This is a genomic window from Desulfitibacter alkalitolerans DSM 16504 (assembly GCF_000620305.1).
GTDB lineage: Bacteria > Bacillota > DSM-16504 > Desulfitibacterales > Desulfitibacteraceae > Desulfitibacter > Desulfitibacter alkalitolerans.
The window spans coordinates 76,307-101,785 of sequence record NZ_KK211104.1 but is presented as its reverse complement, the minus strand read 5'-3'; the positions used below and the strand labels follow the sequence as shown (position 1 = coordinate 101,785).

Below are 25,479 nucleotides of genomic sequence, written 5' to 3'. Positions count from 1 at the left end.
ATCACCCCCCATCAAGGCTTTATCGCAAAACCAATAAAGAATTTTTGGGGGCTAAGCCCCCAAAAGTTAAGTAATGGGTACCATTTTTTAAATATGACCTAATTTTTTTAAGGCTTCACTAAAAATTTCAATTTCCTTTTCAATGAATTCCCTGAAATCCTTGCTATTTAAATATCCTGGTCGTAGATTTAAATAGGAATCTGCTTCATATTGTAAATACTCCTCATTGTCCTTGGCTTTAGCAAAGGCATCTTGTAGCTTTTCGACAATATAATCGGGTGTTCCCGCTTTAACCATAATTCCTCTCCAGTTTCCCAGGGTAATATCCCACCCTAGTTCTACTGAAGTAGGTATATCTGGAAGTCGGGTACTCCTCTCCTCAGTAAAAGCCATTAGAGGGATTAAGGAGCCTTCTTCTACCAGACCAGAAACAGGTCCAATTTCTTCAAACATTACATCTATATGACCACCAAGGAGGGCAGAATGCATTCCACCAGCACCTTCATAAGGTACATAAATCAAGTCCAATCCTGCAGCTTCTGCCCAAAGGGCCACCACAACGTCATCAAAACTTCCGGCTCCAGTGCCACCAATTCGTATTTCACCAGGGTTATTTTTAGCATATTCTACTAGTTGATCTATTGTTTTAAATGGTGACTCTTTAGTAACCTGGATCATGGCAGTGTCGTGCTGAATTCTAGCAATTGGTATATAGCTGTTTAGATTATGAGGTGTTCTATTTAAAGCCATATTTACTGCAGTATTAACTCCCATAGCCCAAATGGTGTAACCATCAGCAGGCTGTTGGATGATGAAATCACCAGCAATTGCTTCTGAGGAACCAGGCATATTTTTTACTGGCATTGCCTGCCCTAAAATCTCTGAAGCAGCTTTGGTGATCGAGCGGGCAAAAACATCTGTACCGCCACCAGCACCCCAACCAACAATAACTTCTATAGCTCTTTCTGGATATTTATCATCAACTTCTTTGCCGCCGTCTGCTCCAGGCTGATTGTTGCCGCCACATCCGCCACCAACCAACAAGACAATTCCTAATACCACAACCAATAAAATTGCCAAATATTTATTCTTAAACATAATATATAACCCCCTTAATCTTTTAATCTTTGTTAAAAGTGAAGTGTTATTAAACTAACCATTTTACACAGCTATTTCATCAGCTTCCATGATTTGTAGCTTTCTCCAGAATCCCGAATCAAAAGGTCGACCCAATTTATGGTACAATATTCCAGCTAACTGTATTTCTCCCATTAGCAAAAATCCAACTAACCGATTTTCTTTAACCAGCAGCTTCTGATAACTACCCAATGAAGGTAACTTCAGGTAAATTTCCTCTATCCCAGGGCAAGCAAAAGTTAAACCACAGGTAATGATAGGTACTCCAAAGAGCTGAATAGAATTCATATTGTAGCTGCCGGGATAGTTTTCTGTTAAGCCCGCCATATTGGCCCCAGCTGCTTTCCCCTGTTGTACTGCATTAAGCCACAGGGCTCTTACCATTTGATTGTTTGTTAGGAGGCAGTTGGTTTCTGCCACGTCTCCCGCTGCATAAATATTGGAAACATTGGTTTCCAACCGTTTATTAACCACAATGCCGTGTCTTATGGCTACTTCTGTTCCTAAAATCAACTCCAGGTTAGGCTTTACTCCAATGGTTACCAGCACCAGGTCAGCTTCTAAAACAGCATTGTCAGTTTTTATCCCCTTAACCTGGTTGTTTTCAGTAATAAGATTTTTTGCACAGGTTGATAAAAAAACTTCTATTCCCCTGGTTTCCATGGCTTTTTTTAGTAATTTACTGGCAGTACTATCTAACTGGGCAGGCATAAGTCTATCGGCTAGTTCCACCATTTTTACCTTTATCCCATAGGAAGTTAATGCCCTGGCTGCCTGGAGACCAACTAAACCGGTACCAATAATTACTGCCTGTCTGGTTGAGGGTAAATATTGCTTGATATTTTCTGCATCTTCTTTATTCCAGAGACTAAATACTCCATTTATTTCCATATTAAAACCATTTGGGAAACAAGGTCTGGACCCTGTGGCAATTAAGAGTTTTTTATAGCTAATTGTCTCTCCGTCATCTAATACTACCTGGTTTGCTTTAGGTATTACTTGTTCTACTTTATGTCCTAGTCTGGTCTCTATTCCATAATCCTTATAAAAGGATTTGCTTCTAATGTAGATATCTTCTTCTAAAATCTCATTCACCATATATTCAGGAGTCATAATCCGACTATATGGAGGATTGGCTTCCGAAGCTACCAGGATAATTTTTTCTTTCGGGTTTATTTGACGGATGCGTTCCATGGCATTAACACCTGCAGGTCCATTGCCCACAATCACGTAGGACATATAGCTTCACCTCGCAACTCAATATTCATCAAAACACCACATTTCCACCAGTTCCCCCAGTAGTTGTTCAGCTCGCTTTGGATTAAACACTCCGCAAACACAGGGAGTGGCTAGTAACTGTCCGGCCTCAGCAATAGAGCGCTTGCCCTGCTTAATATCTAACAATATCTGCCGGGTTAAATGTTGAGAGACCATTCCATGACCACACATGGTGGTAATCTCTAGGATTTCTTCCTCTGGCAGCTTGGAAAGTTTCCCTCTAATACCCAGGGAGTGCTCCACTGTGTGCCTGTCAATACCTGCAGCTTGACATGCCCGGTGTGTTTCTTCTATAATTCCCGAGACAATTACCGATACACCCAGTTCTGCTTCTTTAAGTTCTTTCAATATTCGGGAGACTGTTTCCTGATCTGTAAATACCCCATGAACTATGGAAGTATCTTGTACATTATTTATAATTTCTTCTCTACTGACAATGAACTCATTGCCGGTTTTCATATCTCCCATATTTACTGGTTGGTATTTGGCTAGGATTTGCAGAAATTCTTTTAAAGCATTCTTTGAACCAACTTCATTAAAACCTTTAGCAGTCATGGAAAATACGATAAAGTCCTGACTTAAATTTTCTGCTGTTCCCTTTCTGTGTAATGTGTGACTCATCTACTCATCGCTCCTTTCACCTTTAAGCTTCCCAGTCCCACATTAGTTTTGCCATTGATGGAATACCATTTGTGGTTTTGCTCCATGATCTTTTGTGTAGGTATAGATAAATCCTCGTCAACTCTTGCTACCAAGTCAATGGAAAAGACGGTATCAATTTCTTGAGCTACTTGTTCCATTGTTTCCAGCACTAGTAATACTTTCTCCAGGGGAACAATCATCTCAATAATGGCAGATAATACTTTTTCATCCAGCACCTCTGGGTTCATTTCGCCAGTTTTTTTATTCATCAGCAATCCTGTTAAAGGGTTGTGGGTTTCAAAATCTACACCTACCCTGGCCAGTGCTTTAAAAACTTTTTCTGTATCTCTTAACCGGGCTCCTGTTCCCGGGCGCCCCATTTCAGCTGCCATGCCTGCATAACCTCTTTTGTAGCGGTTTGTAATATCATTAGTCTTTATTTCTTCAGTTCCCCGGCCAGGAACCCTGGTTTCTTTATGCTCAGCCAGGGGATTGCTAAATGTTCCCCTGATTGAACGTGGCCAATCATGGATAGCCTGGTGTAAAGCATCAACCTTGCAAACATTAGCACGATAACAGATCCCACAGTCTACACATTCATCTTCATTAATAAAACAATGAACCTTAGCACCTTTCCCACCGCGTGTAAAATGAATTACGCCCATTGTGCAGAAAGGGCGACATTGGCCGCAACCTATACATTTACTTGCATCTATCTGCACAAGCAGACCTCCTTTCACATTTTTTTACTTCTTAATTTTTTATTAAATCAACTACCTTGTGCTCTAATATTTTGGCTTCACAATATTCAATAAACTGAGCCAGTGCTGCTGCTACCACTTTACTGCCGTCCACCGGAAGTCTAACACCAGTCAATACCCTGGCCCCAACTCCAGATAAAGCAAAGGCTAGCTGGATGTCAGCAGCTGTTGCTAATTCTGGGAAAACAGCTATAGCCTTGTTAGGTTGAATATTTTTGACGAGTTCCATTAGAGTACCAACTTGCCAATTTCCACCGATAGCATAGGCAGCTGGTCCTTCGTCAAAACCAAGGGCCTGGGCCACGGCTTTACTTCCTTGTTCAGCACCAGTCTTGAGATATCCATGTTTTCCCAGAGAAACGGCTGCATTTCCATAAGTCACACAGAGAATATCTTGCCGGGAAAGATGTTCCGTGATTTTTATCAGGCCTTCATCTCCGGTAACCTTGATATTTCCTGCTCCACCCAGGATGCAGACACCTTTAATTTTTCCTTGCTCCAATCCTAATTTTACTTTTGCTGGGTCTAGTGCATAACCGATTTCTCCTACTTCACTTTGCTCATAAACACTTATTTTTTCTTGAATTCTTTGAGTAAAGGCATTAGCTGCCTGCAATAGCAAGTGGTTTAGTTCCTCCTTGGTGGGAACTGCTGCTATTCTAGCCAAGACAGTATGATATTTTTCTGTAATGCCCCGTCCTTGGCCTGACAAATTATCATTTCCTGTTAGACATAAATCCACCAACCCAGTCATGAGAGCAAACTCTCCACTTCCAGCACTGGTTATTGCATTTATATCATCTTTAGAGGATAAATCCCCTATTAATAATAAGTTAAAACCTTCAGCCCCCTTGTGGATTGCTTCTTGGACCATTTTCCCGGCTGCTTCCTTGGTTAAAGTTAAGGCTAAAGGTGATAGCCCTGCAAGGCAGACGTTTATAGAAGTTGGCTTTAAGGATGACAAACCAAATGTTTGAGTAGTAACATTACCTTTACCAAATGCTAATTCGTGTAGATCGTTAACAAAGCGGGCCAGAGTTATCTGGTTTACAGCAATCTCTTGTATTTTTGCCAATCTGGAATCTACAGAGCCAAATAAAACCTGGTTATTTATATTGCTTACTAAATTAAGTAACTGCCGGGTTAACTCATTAATAATCTGTTCTGGTTTAAGACATCCAGATATGCCCCAGTAAAAAGCTTTTTCTTGAAGCAGTTCATTGTTTAATTTACTCACTTCATTATTTGCAAGACTCTTAAATAATGCATTAGCTACAGCTAGCTGGTCGCTATTTTTAACAACCTGATGCCCGAGCCAGTTAAGAACTAAATCCTCCTTATTTAAACCACAAATAGTTCTTGTCTCACCTTCATGAAAAGGGCTTAAGCGGCACGGTCCCTGCAAGCAATCATGACAGCTTAAACCAAGTAAATTAAATCCATCCTGGGGCAACATGGCTTCGTAATAATTCCAAGATAATTGGATACCTTCTTTTCCGGCCTTTAGCAAAAAAGTTTTGGCTGCTTGATCCATGGTTTTTCTTCGTACCTGGCGCATATTTTATTCATCCTCCTTAACTTTTTTATCTCACTATCTTACATGATTAACTTATAAGTTCTTCACTGATTCTTTGGAGCTTATGTAGTCCCTGGCGTCTTTTTTGTTTTAGCTGTCCCATATATTCATTGACAGTCATCAATTCCAACGCCCCAGTTGGGCAAGCCGCTACACAGCTTGGTTGGACCATTTGAAAGCACTGGTCGCACTTATCGGCTGCTCCCTTTTCTGCTGCCGGAGCAATGGCTCCAAAAGGACACATCATGACACACATCCAGCAGGCAATACACTTATCTACACTGATAAAGGTGCAGCCTGTTTCAGTGTCCCTCTGCATAGCTCCTGTAGAACAAATTTCAAAGCAAGGAGCATTTTCGCAATGGCGACATTGTATAGCAAAAGTGTCATTTCCATCCCATTCTACGTAGACTCTTGATCTCGGTAAAATATCTTCTCCAACAGCTTCAGCAAGCACTTTACTTATTGAACTGCGTTCTACTGCACATTTTAATTCGCATGTCCTACAGCCAAGGCATTTTTCTTCCATTACAAAAATTCTTTTAAATTCATCACATACTCTATCAACCATTCAGCGCACCTCCATCGGTTTTGGCAATATTTTGACAACTGTTAATAATAAACCTATATTATTTAATAAATTTTTTTTATAGTAATTAAATTTCATAGTTAATTTCATATATTTATTAAATAATAGCTCTTGTGGTTTGAATAAAGATAATATGTTAAAATTGTTTTTATAATAAATGAATTTTTAGAATTTTTATACAGTTAATTTATTCATATAGTATTACAATACAATACTAATGAAAAAGGTGAATATTTTGAGCAGATACATACCCCTTAGAGTTAGAGTTTTTGCAACTACAGCCATCAGTGGTTTGATACCGTTAATTATTGCTGTGACAATTTTGCACTACAACTTTATTAACAGCTTTGAGGAGCAGATTCGCAGCCAGGCCATGGATATAGCCATGCTGGCTGTCGACAGAAGGGATGTAAAGATGGCTTATTCTACTGCCAATCCCAGTGATGAGCTGCAGCAAATAGCCAACGATATCCAGCTCCGAACAAAAGCTGTCTTTGTAGTCTTTATGGACATGGAGGGTAAGAGGTATAGCCATCCTAACGAAAGCTTAATTGGCCAGTATTTTACCGGAGGTGATGAAGGTCCTGTATTACAAAAAGGTGAATCATACACATCTAAAGCTGTAGGCATTTCCGGGCCATCAATCCGGGCTTTTGTGCCAGTTTTTGACTTAAATAACCAGCAGGTTGGTGCTGTGTCAGTTGGTTTCTGGGAGCCGGATATTTCTTTAATACTATCCAAGATTTACAAGATATTTTATCTGGTATTGCCCCTGGGCTTGATAATCATCCTGGTTTTTTCGGTTTTACTGGCTAGAAGCATTAAAAACTTAATCTTTGGGATGGAACCAATTGAGATAGCAACTTTATTGAAGGAACGGGATTCTATGCTTCACTCAATTAAAGAGGGAATTATAGCCATTAATAACAGGTGTGAAATAACAGCCATCAACCATGCAGCCCAAAATCTATTTCCTGTCGGCATTCAATTTATTGGCAGAAACATAATCGAGCTAATACCTGATTCCCAACTGCCATCAGTAATGAAAACCGGGCAAGCAGACCAGGATCAACAGCTAATTATTAATGGCAATGTGGTCCTTACTAATAGAGTACCTTTATCCATTAATGGGAAGGTGGTGGGAGCCATTGCAACTTTCAGACCCCTAACTGAGGTAAGCCGTATTGCTGAGGAACTGACAGGTGTTAAAAAATTAGTTGATGCCTTAAGATCTCGTAGCCACGAATTTTTAAACAAGCTGCATGTTATATCCGGCTTGATTCAGCTTGATTGTTATGATGAAGCCAGAAAATACATAGCAAATTTAACCTATAAAGAGCAGTCTCTCATCAGCTTTTTGATTAACAACATTCATAACGCTGCCGTGGCAGGACTATTAATAGGCAAGGCTAGTGAGGCTGAAGAAAAAAATATCAAACTGGAAATTGACAGGTCAAGCCAGTTATTTAAGTTGCCTGATTATTTCAATGAAAACGCCATGGTTGTAGTACTGGGCAATCTTATAGAAAACGCGTTTGACGCAGTAAGTGAGGCTGGGGGTGAAAGATTGGTAAGGGTTTTACTAAAGCAAAATGAAATTGGGCTGACAATAAAAGTAATGGATACAGGTTCAGGAATATCTGAAGAGGTTAAGTCAAAGATTTTTTACCCAGGCTTTACCACCAAGAAAAAAGGACAGGGTGTTGGTTTAACTAATCTAAAGAATAGAGTAGATGTGGCAGGAGGTACTATCACAATTAATACATCTGCTGCTGGAACAACTTTTCAGATAGCCATACCTTTTTCATTAGAATTGGAATGAGAGGAGATGAATTCTTTGAAAAAGATAACTGTCTTTATAGTAGAAGATGATCCTATGGTTGTCAGCATCAATAAGCGGTTTACTGAAAAGATTGTTCCTTTCAAGGTAATAGGAACCAGCAGCAGCCAGGATAATGCCCTTACTCAAATTAAACAGCTTCGACCAGATATTGTTCTATTAGATATATTTTTACCACAGGGCAATGGCCTGGAAATACTGAAGCAGATTCGTCAACAGGATATTCCAACTGATGTAATTTTGATTACTGCAGCCAAAGATACTTACACTATCTATCAGACTATGCGCTATGGTGCTATAGATTACATTATCAAACCCTTCGATATGGAAAGACTAGAACAGTCACTTCGCAATTACGAAAAGCTGCGGCTGCTTCTGAACAAAAAAACTGACTTAAACCAATCAGACATAGATAGGATTACTACTCCTGGAGAGGATTCCAGTCAAAAAGCTCAACCTTCTTTGCCTAAAGGGTTACATCTGATTACCTTAGAGCAGATTATTAGCTTTATGTTAAAACAAAATAAACCCTTGTCGTGTCAGCAAATTGCCACCTCCCTGAACATGTCTAAGATAACTGCTTGGCGTTATCTTGATTATCTAACAAATGTAGGAAAAGTATTGGTAGCATTAGAATATGGAATAGGCAGGCCAACCAAGCTTTACATGGTAAAATCCAATGATACAAACAACTTTGATAAATAGTTCCTGACCGGAATAAAAGTACAAAATTTACATTGCTAAAAAGTTTGGGCTTGCCCTCAAAGAGCAGTAACAATAACTTTTACATTGGGCCTTGAATATAGCCAATACAAATTGACATATTAGCTATTTTTTATTATAATAATAGCTAAAAAGTGGATGGTGATAACATGCGTGTTAATGCTACTGATTTGCAGAATGCTTTTGGAAAATATCTTTCTCTGGCAGAAAAGGAAGACATTATTATTACGAAAAACGGCAAGAGCGTGGCCAAGCTTACTCGCTATAAAGAGCCGGACTATTATTTTGTTCATGAAGAATCATTAAAGTATAAAACCACAAGGAAAATCAGCTATGAGGAGTATATGGCACTGGTTGATTCCTCTGATCAACGATATGAATTAATTGATGGTGAGATTTATCTATTGGCATCACCTGGTTTTAACCATCAGGTTGTGGTCAATGAAATTGCATGGCACTTTAACAACTATTTTAAAGGAAAACCCTGCCGATCCTTAACAGCGCCATTAGATATAAGGCTGTTTGGTTATGCCACCAAGTTCGAAGAGGATCCTAATGTTGTCCAGCCAGATGTGATTGTGATTTGTGATGAAGATAAGGTCAATGAGGATAATAAGTATGAGGGCATACCCGCACTACTTGTTGAAGTCTTGTCTCCTTCCACAAAAGGCAAGGATATGATAACCAAGCTTAATCTGTACATGAAAAGCGGGGTCTTGGAATACTGGGTCGTTGATATAGATAGCAAAGCCATCACTCAATACACCTTTTCCAAGGAAAGAGAACTGGAAAGTATGGCAAGCTTTGGAGAAGGAGATACCATAAAATCAACAGTTTTTGAGGGTCTGGAGATGCCGTTGAAAGATATTTTTTCTGAAATCTAGTCCATCAATAGAAGTATATTAGAATCTATTGTCTTAACAGCTAAAGCATATTATTATTAATGTAGAAAAAATACAAGAGGTGATTAAACATGCCAATAGTACGAGTGGATATGCTTGAAGGCAGGACTACAGAACAAAAAAGAGTTTTGGTGGAAAAGATTACTGAAGCAGTATGCACAAGTGTGGGAGTCCCTCCAGAGCGTGTAACAGTTGTCATTCAAGATGTGCCTAAAACAAATCTTGGGAGTGCTGGAAAGCTGCGAATTGACATGGAATAAAGAATAAAAGGGGCTGCTCACAATAAATTATTAAATTCGTTTGTGAGGCAGTCCCTTTTTATTTACTTTACTTTACTTTGTAGTTAAAACTATTAAACACTATTTAAATTAATTAAAGCTTTCTTGCCAGATCATGAAGCTTTCTTTCAATTTCCTTCCTGGCTTCCTCTGTCCCTGGCTTACCTAGTAATGCGAACATGTTCTTTTTATATGTCTCCACACCTGGTTGATCAAAGGGATTCACACCTAATAGGTAGCCGCTTATTGCACATGCCTTCTCAAAGAAGTATACAAGCTGCCCATAGGTATGAGGACCCAGGTCTGGTATGCTTACCTTCAGATTAGGAACTCCACCTTCAGTATGGGCTAGAATTGTACCCTGGCAGGCTTTTTCATTTACATGATGAATTGTTTTTCCAGCAAGGAAGTTAAGTCCATCAATATCCTCTTTAATTGCTTTTATCTCCATGTTTACAGGTGGGTTCTCTACCCATATTGTTGTCGCAAAAAGGTCACGTCTGCCATCCTGTATGTACTGACCGAGGGAATGGAGGTCTGTAGTGAAATTAACACTGGCAGGAAAGATGCCTTTATTATCCTTACCCTCACTCTCTCCGAAAAGCTGCTTCCACCATTCTGCAAAAAAAGTAAGGTCAGGTTCGTAATTTACCAGCAGCTCAATACTCTTGCCCTTGGCATAAAGAATATTTCTAATTGCAGCATACTGGTAGCATGGGTTTACTGCAAGATCACTGTTATTGTAATTATTATAGGCCTTTGCTGCTCCAGACATAATTTCATCTATATCTATACCGGCAACTGCAAGGGGGAAAAGACCAACTGCTGTCAGCACAGAATAGCGTCCCCCTATATCATCAGGTACAACAAAGGTCTCATAGCCCTGTTCGTCTGATAATTTTTTTAAAGCACCCTTTGATTTATCAGTAGTAGCAATTATTCTTTCCCTGGCTTCATCCGCCCCGTATTTTTTTTCCATTAGCTCTCTGAATACCCTGAAGGCAATGGCAGGCTCAAGGGTGGTGCCGGATTTGGAAACAACATTGATAGCAAAATCCCTATCCTTGACCAGCTCCACCAGCCTTGCAAGGTAGGTGGAACTAATGTTATTTCCGGCAAAATAAATTTCAGGAGACCTGCGGCTGTCTTTCGAAAGCTGATTATAAAAGGAGTTCTTGAGAATTTCCACTGCAGATTTAGCACCAAGGTAGGAACCACCAATTCCTATTACAATAAATACCTCAACCTTATTTCTGATTTTTTCAGCAACCTTCTTAATTCTTTCATACTCATTTTTATCAAAATCATTGGGTAAATTCAGCCATCCTGTGTATTCACTGCCAGGACCCTTTCTGCTGTGAAGCAGTTCATGGGCAGCTGCTGCCCTACTTTTCATATATTCCAGTTCATGACTTTTAATAAAGGGTTGCGCATTACTGTAGTCAAATCTGATATCAGTGGTCATAAGTGGTGGCTCCCTTCCTTCTAATTATTTTATTGGTTAAATATTCCTGTTAGGGTTTAAGTTTATCATTTTTAGTATGCCTTGTGAACACCTTGTTAATCATTATAAAGAAAATATCCATAAATGTTGGTGTTTGTGAACAAAGTGGATTATAATATAAACGTTACAAAAAAATCCAATAAAGTGTTCAGGTGAAGATAATGCTTAATTCAAAGGCTTTTCAGGCAGCTCTGTGGGTATTGCTTATATTTTTAATAATATTAGTGGGAACAAATATTTCCTTCATTTTCAGGCCCATAGTTGTTCTAATCTCAACTATTTTTTTCCCCGTGCTGATTGCAGGGATTCTATACTATTTGACAAGTCCCATAGTCAATTGGCTTCATTCAAAAAGAATACCTAAAGGTTTAGCTATTTTAATTATTTATATTGTGCTCCTGGGTATTTTAACAATTACAATACTATATATAGGACCTATCATTCAATTTCAGCTATTAAATCTTATAGAAAATGCTCCCAGGTTTTTAAACCAGCTTCATAGAACATTTATTGATTTTCAGGAGAGTACTATTTTTGAAAGATTTCAGGAGACTGATTCCTTTGAGAGATGGAGGACTGTGGATTATGCTGCTGAAGTGGAAAAGTTTGTGTCCACGGCCATTGACCAGACTTACTATTTAATTGGATTTATAACTAATATTTTAATAATCTTTATTACCATTCCCTTTATCCTCTTTTACATGCTAAAGGATGGTCACAAGCTTCCAAAAGCTATAGTAAAATATCTGCCCAGCAAATATCAGGATGAAGGACTGGAGATTTTAGCCCAAATGAATAAGACCATTAGTTCTTTTATACAGGGCCAGTTAATTGTAAGTTTTTTTGTGGGCTTCATGGTATATTTGGCCTACATGATAATTGGGCTGGACTATGCACTTCTGCTGGCTTTAATTGCAATGGTTACCAATGTTGTACCCTATTTTGGCCCTATTATTGGAACAATACCTGGCATGATAGTTGGTCTAATCCAATCTCCCTGGACTGCCCTGCAGGTGCTGTTTTTTGTGTTTATAATACAGCAGATAGAGAGCCAACTTATTGCCCCCCAGGTTTTTGGCCGTAAGCTTGCCATTCATCCTGTCACAATTATAGTTGTATTATTAACAGCAGGAAGCCTTGCAGGTATCCTGGGAATGATTCTGGCAATACCCACCTATGCCGTGGGAAAAGTGGTGGTAATTCATGTACATTCCTTGATAAAGCTGCGCATGGCTGAAGGAGCTGAAGAAAAATAATGATAGTTGATTTTCATACCCATATCCTTCCTGAACAGATTGTAAAGGATCCTAAAGGCTTTGCAATGAGAGATGATTATTTTGGTTTTCTATCAATGGCAACGCCGGCCAATCATACCAAACAGTTTTTTGTAACTTACAAAGAAGCTCTTGAGCAAATGAATAAGGACGGGGTGGATAAAATAGTAATTCAGGGGTGGCCATTCTTGTCCCACGAATATTGTGTAATGCAGAATGATTATGTCCTTGAAGCAATGAAAGCTTACCCAGATAGGATTATAGGATTTTGTGTAGTCAATCCCAATGATGGAATAAATGCACAGCGAGAGGTTAAAAGATGCATCCAGGCAGGCATGGCAGGGGTAGGTGAGCTGGACCCCTATGGGCAAAGCTTTTCTCTAGGGGATGACAGCTTCCTGAGAATATGTGACTTATGTATGGATTTTGATGTTCCTATAAGTCTCCATATTAGTGAGCCTGTAGGAGCCTTTTACTTTGGCAAATCAGATGTTCCCTTGAATGACTATGTACACCTGATTATGGCTAAACCGTTATTGAAGGTAATTCTTGCCCACTGGGGTGGAGGACTGCCCTTTTATGAGCTCATGCCTGAAATCAGCAAAGCCTTTACCAATGTGTATTATGATACGGCGGCAAGCCCACTTATCTGTTCACCACAGGTTTATATGTCCACAATAAACCTTGTAGGACATAGAAAAATACTTTTTGGAACAGATTATCCCTTACTTTTATACCCCCAAAGTGAGAAACAGCCAGATTTCATAACAATGATTAATGAGATACGTACCCAAATAGAATCCAAGGAAGCCTTGGATGATGTTTTAGGCAGGAACGCTTTAAGGCTGTTAGGCCTTCTTAAGGAAGGGGGAGACAAGACATGCAGCTATCCCATGCTGGACAGGGGGGAATAATAGATATCCATACCCACATGTTTCCTCCCGACGTAATTAGAAATCAAGAGAAGTACTGCAGGCTAGATACGTATTTTGGCGTCCTTGCAGATCCCAAATGCACAATCCAACGCTATGCTACTTGTGAAGAGGCTGTAGCCCTGGCAGATGAAGCAGGTGTAGAGAAGATAGTAATGCAGGGGTGGTACTGGAGAGACCATGGATTATGCAGATATCATAATGACTATATGCATGACTTAATCAGCAGGCATCCTGAGCGTTTTATAGCCTTTGCAAGTGTAAATCCCAGAGCTGGCTGGCGTGCCATATGGGAAATGGAAAGGTGCTATGAAATGGGCTTTGCAGGTGTTGGTGAAATGGGACCAGGCGGGCAGGGCTGGGATTTAAATGACAAGGACTTTCTGAATTTAATGGAGGCTGCTGCAAAATGCAACATGCTGGTGAATATTCATGCTGGGGAGCCTGTGGGGAAAATATATCCTGGCAAGGATCCCACTCCCATACAAGGCTTTTATGAGCTGGCCAGGAGACTGCCGGATTTAAAGCTGATTCTTGCCCACTGGGGTGGAGGGCTGCCATATTTTGAACTCTGGCCAGAGGTCAGGGAAACCATGAAAAATGTTTATTACGATTCAGCTGGGAGCCCACTATTATATAAAATGGGTGTTTTTAAAGCAGTAACTGGGCTTGTTGGTGCTGAAAAAATACTATTTGGCTCAGACTTTCCCCTGCTGGTATATCCAAGAAAGCAAAGGGAAGCTGACTTTACCCTGTTTATAGAAGATATCAAGGAGCAGGGAGGCCTGAAAGAGGACGAGCTAACCCTTATCTTTAGAGAAAACTCTCTGAAACTGTTAAATAATGCAGGCAAGCTCAATCTTAACGTATAATAAATGGTCAGTAATGTATCGTTTTGGAAAGTACAGGATACCGGGGGCAGGAAATCTCACTGCTTTAAATAATAAAAGTTAAACCTGGTCCAAGGAATGCTTTGAAGTTTATTTATAATTTAGATATGAAAGTAAAAGATTCAAGCATTCGAGATTGAAACGGCAAAATTGCTTATTATTTGTAAATATCGCCTCTTGTCTCTAATCCAAAAACAAAAATCTCCATTTTATAATCATCTTTTACGAATAAAGCCCTCATATTACCAATTCTCAATCTAAAAAAGGGTGGATTATTTTGCCCTTGCAGCTTTTTAATATCACCATGCGGTAAATTATTTAATGCTTTATAGATTCTATCACGAGTCGGTTTTTGGTATTTAAGGATTTTTTTCATAACCGATTTTGAAAAACGAACACTATAATTCATTGTAGTCTATTCCTGATTCAGCAATTTTTTCTATTTCATCAGCAGTAAACTTTTGTTCTTTTTGGGCGTGTCGAAGCAAAGCTATTGCTTTATCAGCTTCTTTATTAGAAATATTTTCAGTGGGCAATTTGTCCAATGCATCACTTATATTTTTCCATTGCAGATAATCAAGAAATTGATTGTATTTTTCAATGCTGATAATCGCAGCTTCGAGCTTATTGTTACGAATAATAATAACATCTTGATTTTTAACTTTGTCAATAGTTTTTGAAACGTTTTGCTGTAACTCTGATGTGGAAATAAACTTATCTTGTGTAAACAACTGTATTCACCTCCAGTAATTACATTATAGGGCATCATAAAATTTTATGCAATATTATATATAAAATTAGTTATAACTAGCAGACCTCCAACAGGAAAATAGCAGCTCATTTTTTGTCAAATAATTAGTTTGTATAGTTTTAATAAGTATTATATAGCTTAAATTCCATATGCCTTTGGGCAGCTTTGGCATTCTACAGGCAGGGGGTTTTTCTTTAAACCCTCTGCGTATTTTTTTTCGGCTTCCTTTATCCTTAGCAGGTTAGGCTCATGGTCAGTAAAGGCACTCATTAGCATATTATATTCCTGCAGACGAACAGTGAACCTGTTACGAAACTCCTGATAATCTGCTCTTTCCCAGATTTCTTCAAAAGTATTGACTTTAATATTACCAAAGGTTTTCCTTGGTAATTCAATTAGCCTGCCTTCATATACCCTTGGGTTTATCTTTCTGCCTAAATAGGTACAAGGTGTTACATCTCCATCTGCGGTAATAAATACAAATCTATTTGGATTTAGCTCGCAAACAGGCTCTTGTTCCTCCATGCTTAATAAATAGGATCTAAAGGAGAAGTCTAGCTCTGCGGCTATTTTTTTAGAATCTCCAGTGATCCTTTCATAATCCTCACGGGGTTTTCCTCCCCAGTTAAATACCTTATTCTCGTCAGCCTCATGACTGAATACATAATCTAGATTTATAGCATATAGATCATCAGCCCCTATTTTATGGGCTAACTTAACTGTTTCTGGAAGGTGTATTATACTGTCCTTTGTTAGCATGTAAGATAGGCTTACCTTGGGAGTAGCTGAACGAAGCTTTTTCTTTAGATCAATCAAGTATTTTACATTATTTATAATAGTAGTAAATTCTGAACCCTTTCTAAGCTTATTATGAATTTTTGAGGCATCCCCTGCCACGGAGATAGAAACCAAATCTATCCCATCTTTGATAAGTCTCTGGGCAATTTCCTCATTTAACAAGGTTCCGTTAGTTGTAAAACCCACCTTGGTGTCAGAAGCCTTTACCAGGGCAGCCATTTTCCATATGCTTTTGTTTAGCAATGGTTCGCCCCATCCCTGGAGATAAACCCAATTGGTCCATGAAAAATAAGGCTCAAGCAGCGAAAAATCCTTAAAAGTCATGAGCTCTGCTTTTTCTTCCGGTATAAATGTTGTGGGGCAAAAGGTGCACTTTAAATTGCAAATAGGGGATATGCCTACCTGTATGGCTTCTAGAGGCCTTTGTATTCTCTTTTTACCCAAGAACAGTTCCCGGAGTTTAATCATGGTAATCTCCCTTTATATTACATTTTACATTAATGATACTTGATAAAAGACCTGCAATCAATAACAATTGGGCATATTCAGCACTGGGAAATTGTTTTTAAACTTTACGAAACTATACCTGGCAATCTTAATGCTCAAATGCTGCAGAAAATAAAACCCACCATTTTTATTGTAATACATGAAGTGTGCATTAAAAGGGGAAAATAGTTGCTGAGGTGATAAATATGAAGCATAGACCTTTATATTATCTTATTGGAATTTTTGGTATAGGCATGTTTTTATTATGGATCTTTGTCATTCCAGGTAGTAATTATGGTCAGCGAGCTCAAGTAAATGATTTTGACCTGGCGGGAGGACCTGAAAGAGAGGGGAGAGGGTTCCCGCAAAGAGAGATAATTGATCTAGCATCAGAGTACCCAGATGTTTTCTTTCGCTTTGGCTCAAATGAAAAAAAGCTAATAGCATTAACCTTTGATGATGGGCCAGATGATTTGTTTACTCCCCAGATTCTAGATGTGCTCAAGGAGCATGAAGTTCCAGCTACATTTTTTGTAGTTGGAAGAAGGTGTGAGTTGTTTCCTGAAGTATTAAAAAGAATGGCTTCGGAGGGCCATATTATTGGAAACCATACATGGTCCCATCCCAATATAATTAAACTGTCTAACGACAAGGTTATTGAGGAGCTAAAACAGACAGATGAGATCATTAATAGGCTTGCAGGCTATATTCCTATTTTATTTAGATCTCCCTATGGTTCCATGGATAGAGAAAAAGTAGAGCTAGTTGCAAAGAGGGGATACAAGCATATTGCCTGGAGCGTTGATTCCCTGGATTGGAAGGGACTATCAGCAGAAGAGGTAAAGACTAATATCCTGGAAAATGTCATTGAAGGCTCAATTATTCTTCAACATTCTGCAGGTGGTGTTGGTGAGGACCTGAGCGGAACAATTAAAGCATTAAGTGATATAATCAAGGTTTTAAAAAAGGATGGATATGAATTTACAACTATAGATAAGCTTCTTGGTTTGCCGTACAAAAAATAATTAAAAGAATAATCATTATACTTTTTACAGGAGTTTAACAGGCTATATAGAATTATTGAAATATAGCGACATTTCTGGAGAGGGAAAATGACTGATATTAAGATAGGTCAGGAGGACAGCAATACTTTTCCAAATAAAAAAATCCTTGAGGATATAATAGAATCCTTTTCGGAAACAACAGGATTAGGTGTGTCTTTAACAGATCTGGATGGCATTCCAGTAATAGATCCAGGTAGTTCAAGAATGCCGGATTTCTGTAAAATAATTAGATGTTCTGCTGAGTACAAGTGTTATAAATCATATGCAACAGCTGGTCGCGAAGCTGTTAAATGGGATGAACCTTATGTATTTAGATGTCATGCCGGCCTAATAGGTCTAGCTGTCCCTGTTTTCATGAACACTATGCATATTGGAAATATTGTATGCGGACTATCTCTAAATCCCACTAAAAGGACTATTACACAAGTAATAGTCCTTTCATTAGGTAATTTTATATAAATAATCTAATGCCATTTGAGCCACCAAGTTAATGTTTGAGAGCCATCATAAAGTTATCCTTGCAAGTCAGAGGGGTTTGACCTGGCCACGACAGTAGATATTGCAGATGGGGTGGTTACAAAAAAGTTAGTGTAGCTTGACGATTGGCTATGGTAAAATAGATGCAATGAACAAGGGAGTGATATTTTTGAAAAAACATGTGGATTATTACAAGCTTGAAAGAATATCTTCAAGAATGGCAAAGGAATTTGGTACAATCCCTAAAGGTGATGAGGAAGAGTACAGCTTCTTACTGTACCCAATGGAAGGAAATCTCTTGAAGCTCCATCGCAAAGATTCTTTAAGAAATGGAAGGCATGCCATTGATGCAATCCATATGTGCCTGTTAAAGATTGATGGATATATCAATGGGATAGAATATGATTACGACAGATTTGTCACTGATGAGAACAAGGCCTTTCTTGAAGGATTATTGGCAAGCTTTGACCCTTTTACGAATCAGGAGATATTTACTATAGCAAATAAAACATATGACCTAAACACATCAGGTGATTTAAAGAAATATTTTGAAACTCCTGTGAAATGTCTTCTGAGGATAGAGAAGTCAATAGAGCTATGGACAAAGGAGTTTGGAGTTAATGGATATTTTAAATTTATTGAAGAGCAAATGGGTCATCTTGTCAAAAAAGACGAAAAAATGAATTACGCTCTGATGCTGAAAAGCAAGGATGATTTTGAGAAGCTTGGTATTGACACTTCAGAAATACCAGTGCAGAGATAGAGGATGGAGTCTTAGTGGTGGTTAACCATGGGATAAATAGTGTTTTGAAGAAGTTATAATGGCTTTTTTGTAAAGAAAATGATGAACAGCAGTTATACATAATATAGAAATTTATGTTAGAATATAAATGTTATTGGTTGCTATTTATACATGATATCCTAGAATATGCTGCAAATCTAAAAAATATGACGAATTATGGGAAAAAGATGACTTAGAGAAAAAAGGATGTGTTTAAGTGTTTTGGAAATTTTGGAACAACAGTAAACTAGATTCAGAATTAGTGGAAATAAATAAAAGGTTAGATGCTCAAGAAAAAACTAATCAACTTTTATTGGAAAAACTAGACGAAAATAGCCAACAGGGTAATAAAATGCTTCGTATGCACTACAAAGCTACCCAGGAAATAATAGATGGTCAGGAAAAGTACATGAAGAGTTTTTTAATGTTAGAACAACTCAAAACTGAACATCAGCAGCTGCAAATGCAAAATAATGCTGCTGTTAACTGCCTTATTGAGATATTAGATGATATTGACTTAGCAATTATTCGTCTTCACGATTCAGAAGTACATGAAGAAGGAAAGGATAGTTGGCAGGGACTATTTAAAGGCTGGGCTAACAGAATCCTTGAAGCCTTAAGGGACAATGGGATTATAGAAATTGAACTTTTAGGTAAGGGCTTTGATCCATTATATGCAGAATCCATAGGTACAGTAACCAAGGAACAGTTGAATATGGAAATTACAGCCTACTGCCAAATAGTTACTATTTTTAAAAGGGGTTTTGTCAACAGTGATGGTATCCTGTTAAGGAAGGCCCAAGTTATTACCGTTGCAGATAGTGAGTATGAAGACCTTGATAGTAATGGAGAGGAGCAACCAAATTAATGAAAAAAACAATTAATAATAACCAGAATGGTCACCCAATAGTTGGAATAGATCTGGGTACAACTAATTCAGCTGTAGCCTTCATTAACAAAGGAAGGCCAGAAATCATACCATCTCCATCTGGAGAACGTATAATACCATCTGTTGTTCATATCAATCAGCAGGGCCAGGTTGAAGTGGGAAAAACTGCACAGGATGCACTAATTGCCATGCCCAGCCGAACAATAGCTGCAGTAAAACGTAAAATGGGTTCAGAGGAAGAAATAATTTTAGCAGGACAAGCATTTTTACCCCACGAAATATCTGCTCTAATACTAAAGAAACTAAAGGAGTTTGTTGATGCCAGACTTGGTGAAGGAGATAAGGAGGCAGTTATTACTGTCCCTGCATATTTTACTGATAAACAGCGCAGGGCTACTAAACAGGCTGGAGAGCTGGCAGGTTTTATAGTAGAAAGAATTGTTAATGAGCCCACGGCAGCAGCCATGGCATATGGACTATTCAACTTGGATAAAGACAAGCATATTCTAGTGTATGATCTTGGAGGCGGTACCTTTGATGTATCTGTAGTGGAGATAATGGGCGGAATATTGGATGTAAAGGCATCAACAGGTAACAGCCAGCTAGGTGGAGAGGATTTTGACTGGAGAATCGCAGAATGGATGGCCCAGAAAATACAAGCACAGCATGGAGTTAATCCATTGGATGACCTACGTGCCAAGGCAATTTTGAAAGAAGAGGCAGAACAAGTTAAAAAACTTTTATCAGAAAGGGATACTGTAGAAATTTCTCTTCCAGTTGTCTTATTTAAGGATAAAACACCTATAGGATTATCTACAAGCATTGAACGTAACTTTTTTGAAGAGATGATAGAGGACTTGCTAAAGGAAACCATGGATAAGGTTCAGGAGGTTTTAACCCAGGCAGAATTAACTGTTGAAGAAATTGATGAAATACTTCTTGTAGGAGGATCCACCAGAATACCCATGGTAAGCAGATTAATCAGCCAATTCTTTGGAAAATCACCCAGGAAGGATGTGCATCCAGATGAAGCAGTTGCTTTAGGTGCGGCAGTTCAGGCTGGTATTAAATCAGGATTACTTTCTAAAAGCGGCATGGTAGTAACTGATGTGGCACCCTTTTCCATGGGTATTTCAGTTCTGGAACAGTGGAAGGGCATTTCCTATAGGCCAGGGGGTTTTTCTGTAATAATACCCAAAAACACTACAATACCAGTTACAAGATCAGAGAAATATTATACAGTTAATGATGGTCAGGAAGCTGTTAGTATTGAGGTTTACCAGGGAGAGCATGAAAGAGTTAAATATAACCACCATTTGGGGAAATTCTTACTTGAAGGTATTCCCTCTAATTCTGCAGGTGCTGAAAGTATTGAAGTCAAATTTCATTATAATATAAATGGGATTTTGGAGGTTTCAGCAAAATGTCTTTCCAATGACAGAGAAATGAGTGTGCTCATGCAGGATGCATTGGATCGTTTCTCCGAAGAGTCCTTTTTGGAAAGCACAACTTCCTTGGAGAATTTATGGAAGGATGTTAAAGAAGATGTGCTAAGTGCAGAAGAGGAAGAATGGAAGAGATTTCAGCAATTTTTGGATGATGCCGTGGAAGATTATGAAGCTGAAGATGTTGAAAAAAACATCACAGAGTTAAAACAGGAAGTTAAAAGGCTTATTAAGAGGTCCAAGCATCTCCTGGAACATGCATCAAGTGAGGAAAGTGCAGGCTTGCAGGAAATTATAGAATCTCTCAATGCAGTTGAGGAAATGGAAGATGTTGAGGAAATTCTTGAAGCAATTAATAATGCAACAGATGCTCTAATAGAATTGGAAACTTAAGAAGGGTGGTTAGTAAGGAATGTTTGACAATACATGGAGAAACCCAGATGCTGCGAAAAAAAAGAAAAAACCTCAGCACACCATGGAAAATTATTACAAAATACTAGGAACAACTGCTAATGCTTCTCAAAAAAAGATTAAAGAAAAGTATATAGAAGGTGTTAAAGCATTTCCTCCTGAAACCCATCCAGAGGAATTCCAGAAGATTCGTATGGCTTATGAAACATTAAAAAGCCCCCAAAAGCGAAGTGAATATGATTTTGCACGCAAATATGGAGGCAAAATAGATAAGATTATTGATAAGGGCAACTATTATCTGGAAAAGGGGCAAATGGACAAGGCATTGCAGTGCTTTGAAGATGCTTTAAAAATTGACAGCACAAGTGTCCAGGTTATGTTAACCCTGGCATATATTTCTTATGAGCTAGAAAAGACTGCTGATTTTAACCTGTATCTTGACAGGGCATATGAAACTGCACCAGAGGATTATAAAATATACGTCTTACTGGGAAAAACTCGCATCCTTGTTGATGGAGAAGAGTATGAAGAAGCCTTGTCGGTGCTGCATGAGATACATGCATTGCATCCTCACCATGTCCATGATTATTATGTATTGTTTCGTAATGTTTATCTGGAGCTTGATATGCTGCAGAATCTCTGGGAAATGGCACAAGCAAAAATTGATTCTTTACCAAATGATAAGCAGGAGCCTGAGGATATTGTTTACTACTTGAACTGGATTGATGCCATGGCTTATAGCGGTAAGTGGAATTTTAAAGGCAAGGTCCTTTCTCAGACCAAAAAATACTTAAAAAGTTTAAAGATGGATGAAGAGGAAAGGGAGTTTGTAATAGATTCTATATTATTTGAATATGAAGGCAACATGGGAGTTCATAATTATAAAACTGCCTCTATATTCATGGAACTACTCAGGCTTTTACAGCCTAATGATAGTGTACTTAAAAAGGAATTTTCTCTTTTACAAAAAAAGATGGCTCTTAGAAATGAAATTGACATGATCCACAAAGATGAAGAGTTATTTCCTCTCGTCTACATAGCAGCTCTTGAAACATATCTTAAGGAACATAGCTTCCAAGCCTATCTGGAATTCTCAGCTTCTGTGCCCGATACAATACATGAAGATTTTGGCTTTGATGATGAAGGCTTTGCAGAGGGTCTGGCACGTCTAAAGAAGAGATATAAACTGGTTTATTTGGAATACCAGGAAATGTGGGATGAAATGTTTGCAGAAAAATTACCCAATCTAAACAGGGAAGCCAGACGCAAAATTAAATATTAACCAACTAACAAGGGTCAGGCTTGACAAATTGACATTTTGGATGCATTTCCTGTTTTAATTGATGCATTTCCTGTTTAATAAATGCAGCATGTACAAGCACCTAAAGTTTCTCCTTGCATATGATATTGCTGATAAAGAAAATCGTTTTCAAGGAGGTTGAAGGAAATGTGTGGAATAGCAGGGTGGATAGATTGGGAGAATGATTTGACCAGAGGGGACAGAAAAAAGCAGGCTAAGAGGATGATGGAAGAACTGACACATAGGGGTCCTGATGCAGATGGGATGTGGGTTTCACAAAGGGCATCCCTGGTCCACAGGAGACTTATAGTGGTTGACCCTGAGGGTGGCCTGCAGCCAATGGTACGCCGGGTAGGCAACAGAGATTATGTAATAGTATATAACGGCGAATTATACAATACAGATGAAGTGCGTCAAGAACTACAGGCAAGAGGACATAACTTTTACACAAGATCTGATACAGAGGTGGTGTTAGTGGGATACCTGGAATGGGGTCCTGCTTGTGTTGAACACTATAACGGGATTTTTGCCTTTGCTATCTGGGATGATGGAGACGAAACACTATATCTAGCAAGGGATAGAATTGGAGTAAAGCCCCTGTTTTACACCTATCAAAACAATAGATTTATCTTTGCCTCAGAACAAAAAGCCCTGTTAGCTAATCCCTATGTTGAGCCAAAGATAAACCTAGAAGGCCTGGCGGAAATCCTTGCCTTAGGTCCGGCTAGAACTCCAGGGCATGGAGTGTTTAAGCAAATATCAGAGGTAAAACCAGGTCACTATTTAATACTAAACCGAAATGGCCTAAAGACAGGAAAATACTGGGCTTTAGAAAGTCGTCATCATGAAGATGATTTAAGAAAAACATTAGAAAAGGTAAGATATCTTTTTTGTGATGCAGTTAGCAGACAGCTGGTGGCTGATGTTCCTGTATGCACTCTGCTATCAGGAGGAGTAGATTCAAGTGCAATTACAGCAGTGGCAGCTCAAGAGCTTAAGATGCAGGGGAATGGACCCATCCATACTTATTCAGTTGATTTTGTTGATAATGATATTCATTTTAAGTCAAATGATTTTCATCCTGATCCAGACAATCCCTGGATAAAAGTAATGGCGGAATACTTAAACACCAAGCATCATTATATAAACCTGGATACCATGGAACAAATAAAAGCCTTAGATTTAGCAGTCCATGCAAGGGATCTACCTGGTATGGCAGATGTTGATGCATCTCTTTTACTTTTTTGCCAACAGATCAAAAAAGGTGCAACTGTTGCCTTGTCAGGAGAGTGTGCTGACGAGATATTTGGCGGTTATCCCTGGTTTCATAGAGAGAATCTTATTAATTCAGGAACATTTCCCTGGTCAACCAATATTGATATTAGAGAGAAGGTTCTCTCCCACGACCTGCAAAAGCAGCTTAACCCAAGACAATATATACAGGACAGATACCAGGAAGCCCTATCTGAGGTGCCGAAATTACCAGGTGAAGGTGCAGGAGAAGCACGTATTAAAGAAATACTTTATTTAACCCTTACCAGATGGATGCCTACTTTGCTTGATAGAAAGGATAGGATGAGTATGGCCGTTGGTCTTGAGGTAAGGGTACCCTTCTGTGACCACAGGCTTGTAGAGTATGCATGGAATATTCCATGGGATGTTAAGCAGCTCAAGGGCAGAGAAAAGGGACTGCTTAGAGAAGCCCTTGTAGGTATTCTCCCAGATGATGTTTTATGGAGAAAAAAGAGTCCATATCCAAAGACCCACAATCCCCAGTATTTACAGGCTACAAAAAACCTGGTTAAAAATATTCTTACTGACAAGAATTCACCCATACTTCCCTTAATTGATGTGGTTTTAGTCAACAACATGCTAAAGAACAGCCAAAAAGATTTTGGGCTCCCCTGGTTTGGTCAGTTGATGGGTGAAGCTCAGTTTTATGCATATTTGTACCAGATTAATTCCTGGCTAAAAGCCTACAAAATACAAATAGTGTGATAGGATGATGATTACTCCCTACTGTCAAATTGCGTGAGAAAGTCTTTCGGATCCATGGCAGGTATGGGAGAATTATTGAAGTCCTTTGTATTTCGGGTAACAATATAATTGGCCTTTACTCTTTTGGCGATTGCCCCAATAAGGGCGTCTTCGAAATCTGTTATTTTGCTTGATAATGTATTCATAACATCAGATGCAAGAACATCTGCAATATTGACCAGACCTAGCAATTGAACGATTGCATCTTTAGATTTTATTGGATCTTTGTTTGCGCGATGCATGATGTAATAAATGTCTGTAATACTATTGGCGGTAATAAGCACTTCAGCTTTACCAAGGGCGGACAGCTTTAACACATCATAGGATGCATTAAAAAAATCAGTGCGGTGTAATAAAACATCAAGAACTATATTTGTATCAATTAATATTCTCATTGTCTGGATAACCTATCCTTTTTAGCATCATCCAGTGTATAACCATCGTCTTCAATGAGGCCGACAAGTCCCTCAAGAAGCTCAAGTTTATCTTCACGTAAGTTTGTCAGCTTGACAATGGGCTTATTATTCTTAGTGATAATTATATCATGTGTTTTCGCCAATTGAAGATATTTACCCATATTTGTTTTAAACTCTGTAGCAGTAATTATCATGCTAAAAGCCTCCTTTTTTTACATTTGTTACACTAATATTATATAAAATATCGCTCGATTTTGCCAACAAAACATTGTGCTATGTAATGTCAATGAAAGAAAAA

At 38.6% G+C, this 25,479-nt stretch carries 26 protein-coding genes; 14 read left to right on the top strand and 12 right to left on the bottom strand.

Translation table 11 applies throughout. The features are described 5' to 3' along the window. Positions 1 to 87 precede the first annotated feature (87 nt). From K364_RS24750 to K364_RS24740, 6 genes are all read right to left on the bottom strand, one after another. The gene (locus K364_RS24750) at positions 88 to 1,098 is read right to left on the bottom strand and encodes a tripartite tricarboxylate transporter substrate binding protein (RefSeq protein ID WP_051534217.1); all 1,011 of its coding nucleotides are present in this window, start codon (positions 1,096 to 1,098) and stop codon (positions 88 to 90) included. A 63-nt stretch (positions 1,099 to 1,161) separates the two neighbouring features. Next, positions 1,162 to 2,376 carry an NAD(P)/FAD-dependent oxidoreductase gene (locus K364_RS24745; RefSeq protein ID WP_051534216.1) on the bottom strand — a complete coding sequence of 405 codons (1,215 nt, stop codon included), beginning with the start codon at positions 2,374 to 2,376 and terminating at the stop codon, positions 1,162 to 1,164. 18 nt (positions 2,377 to 2,394) lie between these two features. Continuing rightward, positions 2,395 to 3,036 carry a hypothetical protein gene (locus K364_RS0118545; RefSeq protein WP_028309267.1) on the bottom strand — a complete coding sequence of 214 codons (642 nt, stop codon included), beginning with the start codon at positions 3,034 to 3,036 and terminating at the stop codon, positions 2,395 to 2,397. Then, the gene (locus K364_RS0118540; RefSeq protein ID WP_028309266.1) at positions 3,033 to 3,779 is read right to left on the bottom strand and encodes a 4Fe-4S dicluster domain-containing protein; all 747 of its coding nucleotides are present in this window, start codon (positions 3,777 to 3,779) and stop codon (positions 3,033 to 3,035) included. Before K364_RS0118540 ends, K364_RS0118545 begins: the two co-directional genes overlap by 4 nt. Before the next feature lie 31 nt (positions 3,780 to 3,810). Then, on the bottom strand, positions 3,811 to 5,376 hold the full coding sequence (locus K364_RS0118535) for an anaerobic carbon-monoxide dehydrogenase catalytic subunit (RefSeq protein WP_028309265.1): 1,566 nt from the start codon (positions 5,374 to 5,376) through the stop codon (positions 3,811 to 3,813). A gap of 46 nt (positions 5,377 to 5,422) precedes the next feature. Then, positions 5,423 to 5,965, bottom strand: coding sequence for a 4Fe-4S dicluster domain-containing protein (locus K364_RS24740; RefSeq protein ID WP_035270231.1), 543 nt, complete (start codon positions 5,963 to 5,965; stop codon positions 5,423 to 5,425). A gap of 253 nt (positions 5,966 to 6,218) precedes the next feature. Here K364_RS24740 and K364_RS24735 point away from each other — a divergent pair, with 253 nt between their 5' ends. The 4 genes from K364_RS24735 to thmT all read left to right on the top strand — a co-directional run bounded on the left by K364_RS24735 (position 6,219) and on the right by thmT (position 9,708). Next, complete coding sequence (locus K364_RS24735) at positions 6,219 to 7,805, top strand: ATP-binding protein (RefSeq protein ID WP_051534215.1); 1,587 nt, start codon at positions 6,219 to 6,221, stop codon at positions 7,803 to 7,805. Positions 7,806 to 7,820: 15 nt separating this feature from the next. Beyond that, complete coding sequence (locus K364_RS0118520) at positions 7,821 to 8,528, top strand: response regulator transcription factor (protein WP_028309264.1); 708 nt, start codon at positions 7,821 to 7,823, stop codon at positions 8,526 to 8,528. Between the two features lie 167 nt (positions 8,529 to 8,695). Further along, complete coding sequence (locus tag K364_RS0118515; RefSeq protein WP_028309263.1) at positions 8,696 to 9,430, top strand: type II toxin-antitoxin system Phd/YefM family antitoxin; 735 nt, start codon at positions 8,696 to 8,698, stop codon at positions 9,428 to 9,430. A gap of 89 nt (positions 9,431 to 9,519) precedes the next feature. Continuing rightward, complete coding sequence (gene thmT, locus K364_RS0118510) at positions 9,520 to 9,708, top strand: 2-hydroxymuconate tautomerase (RefSeq protein WP_028309262.1); 189 nt, start codon at positions 9,520 to 9,522, stop codon at positions 9,706 to 9,708. Positions 9,709 to 9,820: 112 nt separating this feature from the next. Here thmT and K364_RS0118505 read toward each other — a convergent pair whose 3' ends face one another. Next, entirely contained in the window at positions 9,821 to 11,191 is a 1,371-nt protein-coding gene (locus K364_RS0118505) for a glucose-6-phosphate isomerase (RefSeq protein ID WP_028309261.1), read from the bottom strand. Between the two features lie 200 nt (positions 11,192 to 11,391). Between K364_RS0118505 and K364_RS0118500 the strand changes: the two genes are divergently transcribed. Genes K364_RS0118500 through K364_RS24725 form a run of 3 tightly spaced genes read left to right on the top strand, consistent with a single transcriptional unit; the run spans position 11,392 to position 14,308 of the window. Continuing rightward, the gene (locus K364_RS0118500) at positions 11,392 to 12,486 is read left to right on the top strand and encodes an AI-2E family transporter (protein WP_028309260.1); all 1,095 of its coding nucleotides are present in this window, start codon (positions 11,392 to 11,394) and stop codon (positions 12,484 to 12,486) included. Beyond that, complete coding sequence (locus K364_RS24730; RefSeq protein WP_051534214.1) at positions 12,486 to 13,418, top strand: amidohydrolase family protein; 933 nt, start codon at positions 12,486 to 12,488, stop codon at positions 13,416 to 13,418. Before K364_RS0118500 ends, K364_RS24730 begins: the two co-directional genes overlap by 1 nt. Next, on the top strand, positions 13,385 to 14,308 hold the full coding sequence (locus K364_RS24725) for an amidohydrolase family protein (RefSeq protein ID WP_051534213.1): 924 nt from the start codon (positions 13,385 to 13,387) through the stop codon (positions 14,306 to 14,308). Before K364_RS24730 ends, K364_RS24725 begins: the two co-directional genes overlap by 34 nt. Positions 14,309 to 14,483: 175 nt before the next feature. On the opposite strand, the gene K364_RS0118485 is transcribed toward K364_RS24725, so the two are convergent. The 3 genes from K364_RS0118485 to K364_RS0118475 form a co-directional block, all read right to left on the bottom strand. Next, on the bottom strand, positions 14,484 to 14,735 hold the full coding sequence (locus K364_RS0118485) for a type II toxin-antitoxin system RelE family toxin (RefSeq protein ID WP_028309259.1): 252 nt from the start codon (positions 14,733 to 14,735) through the stop codon (positions 14,484 to 14,486). Next, a complete protein-coding gene (locus K364_RS0118480) occupies positions 14,725 to 15,057 on the bottom strand; it encodes a type II toxin-antitoxin system Phd/YefM family antitoxin (protein WP_028309258.1) in 333 nt (110 codons plus the stop codon). Before K364_RS0118480 ends, K364_RS0118485 begins: the two co-directional genes overlap by 11 nt. A gap of 158 nt (positions 15,058 to 15,215) precedes the next feature. Then, positions 15,216 to 16,343 (bottom strand): radical SAM protein, encoded by a 1,128-nt coding sequence (locus K364_RS0118475; protein WP_028309257.1) that lies wholly within the window; start codon positions 16,341 to 16,343, stop codon positions 15,216 to 15,218. Between the two features lie 224 nt (positions 16,344 to 16,567). Here K364_RS0118475 and K364_RS24720 point away from each other — a divergent pair, with 224 nt between their 5' ends. The 7 genes from K364_RS24720 (at position 16,568) to asnB (ending at position 24,726) form a co-directional block, all read left to right on the top strand. Beyond that, a complete protein-coding gene (locus tag K364_RS24720; RefSeq protein WP_084296059.1) occupies positions 16,568 to 17,386 on the top strand; it encodes a polysaccharide deacetylase family protein in 819 nt (272 codons plus the stop codon). Between the two features lie 87 nt (positions 17,387 to 17,473). Then, positions 17,474 to 17,884 carry a PocR ligand-binding domain-containing protein gene (locus tag K364_RS0118465; RefSeq protein ID WP_028309256.1) on the top strand — a complete coding sequence of 137 codons (411 nt, stop codon included), beginning with the start codon at positions 17,474 to 17,476 and terminating at the stop codon, positions 17,882 to 17,884. Positions 17,885 to 18,071: 187 nt separating this feature from the next. Further along, a complete protein-coding gene (locus K364_RS24715) occupies positions 18,072 to 18,665 on the top strand; it encodes a hypothetical protein (protein ID WP_051534212.1) in 594 nt (197 codons plus the stop codon). A gap of 235 nt (positions 18,666 to 18,900) precedes the next feature. Beyond that, positions 18,901 to 19,551 carry a nucleotide exchange factor GrpE gene (grpE, locus tag K364_RS0118455; RefSeq protein WP_028309255.1) on the top strand — a complete coding sequence of 217 codons (651 nt, stop codon included), beginning with the start codon at positions 18,901 to 18,903 and terminating at the stop codon, positions 19,549 to 19,551. Beyond that, a complete protein-coding gene (locus tag K364_RS0118450) occupies positions 19,551 to 21,410 on the top strand; it encodes an Hsp70 family protein (protein ID WP_028309254.1) in 1,860 nt (619 codons plus the stop codon). Before grpE ends, K364_RS0118450 begins: the two co-directional genes overlap by 1 nt. Positions 21,411 to 21,429: 19 nt before the next feature. Continuing rightward, entirely contained in the window at positions 21,430 to 22,710 is a 1,281-nt protein-coding gene (locus K364_RS0118445; RefSeq protein ID WP_028309253.1) for a J domain-containing protein, read from the top strand. Positions 22,711 to 22,875: 165 nt separating this feature from the next. Continuing rightward, positions 22,876 to 24,726: an asparagine synthase (glutamine-hydrolyzing) gene (gene asnB / locus K364_RS0118435; protein ID WP_028309252.1), complete on the top strand. Its 1,851-nt coding sequence runs from the start codon at positions 22,876 to 22,878 to the stop codon at positions 24,724 to 24,726. Between the two features lie 11 nt (positions 24,727 to 24,737). On the opposite strand, the gene K364_RS0118430 is transcribed toward asnB, so the two are convergent. Beyond that, complete coding sequence (locus K364_RS0118430) at positions 24,738 to 25,160, bottom strand: PIN domain-containing protein (protein WP_028309251.1); 423 nt, start codon at positions 25,158 to 25,160, stop codon at positions 24,738 to 24,740. Beyond that, the gene (locus tag K364_RS0118425) at positions 25,157 to 25,375 is read right to left on the bottom strand and encodes a type II toxin-antitoxin system Phd/YefM family antitoxin (RefSeq protein WP_028309250.1); all 219 of its coding nucleotides are present in this window, start codon (positions 25,373 to 25,375) and stop codon (positions 25,157 to 25,159) included. Before K364_RS0118425 ends, K364_RS0118430 begins: the two co-directional genes overlap by 4 nt. Between the last annotated feature and the right edge of the window lie 104 nt (positions 25,376 to 25,479).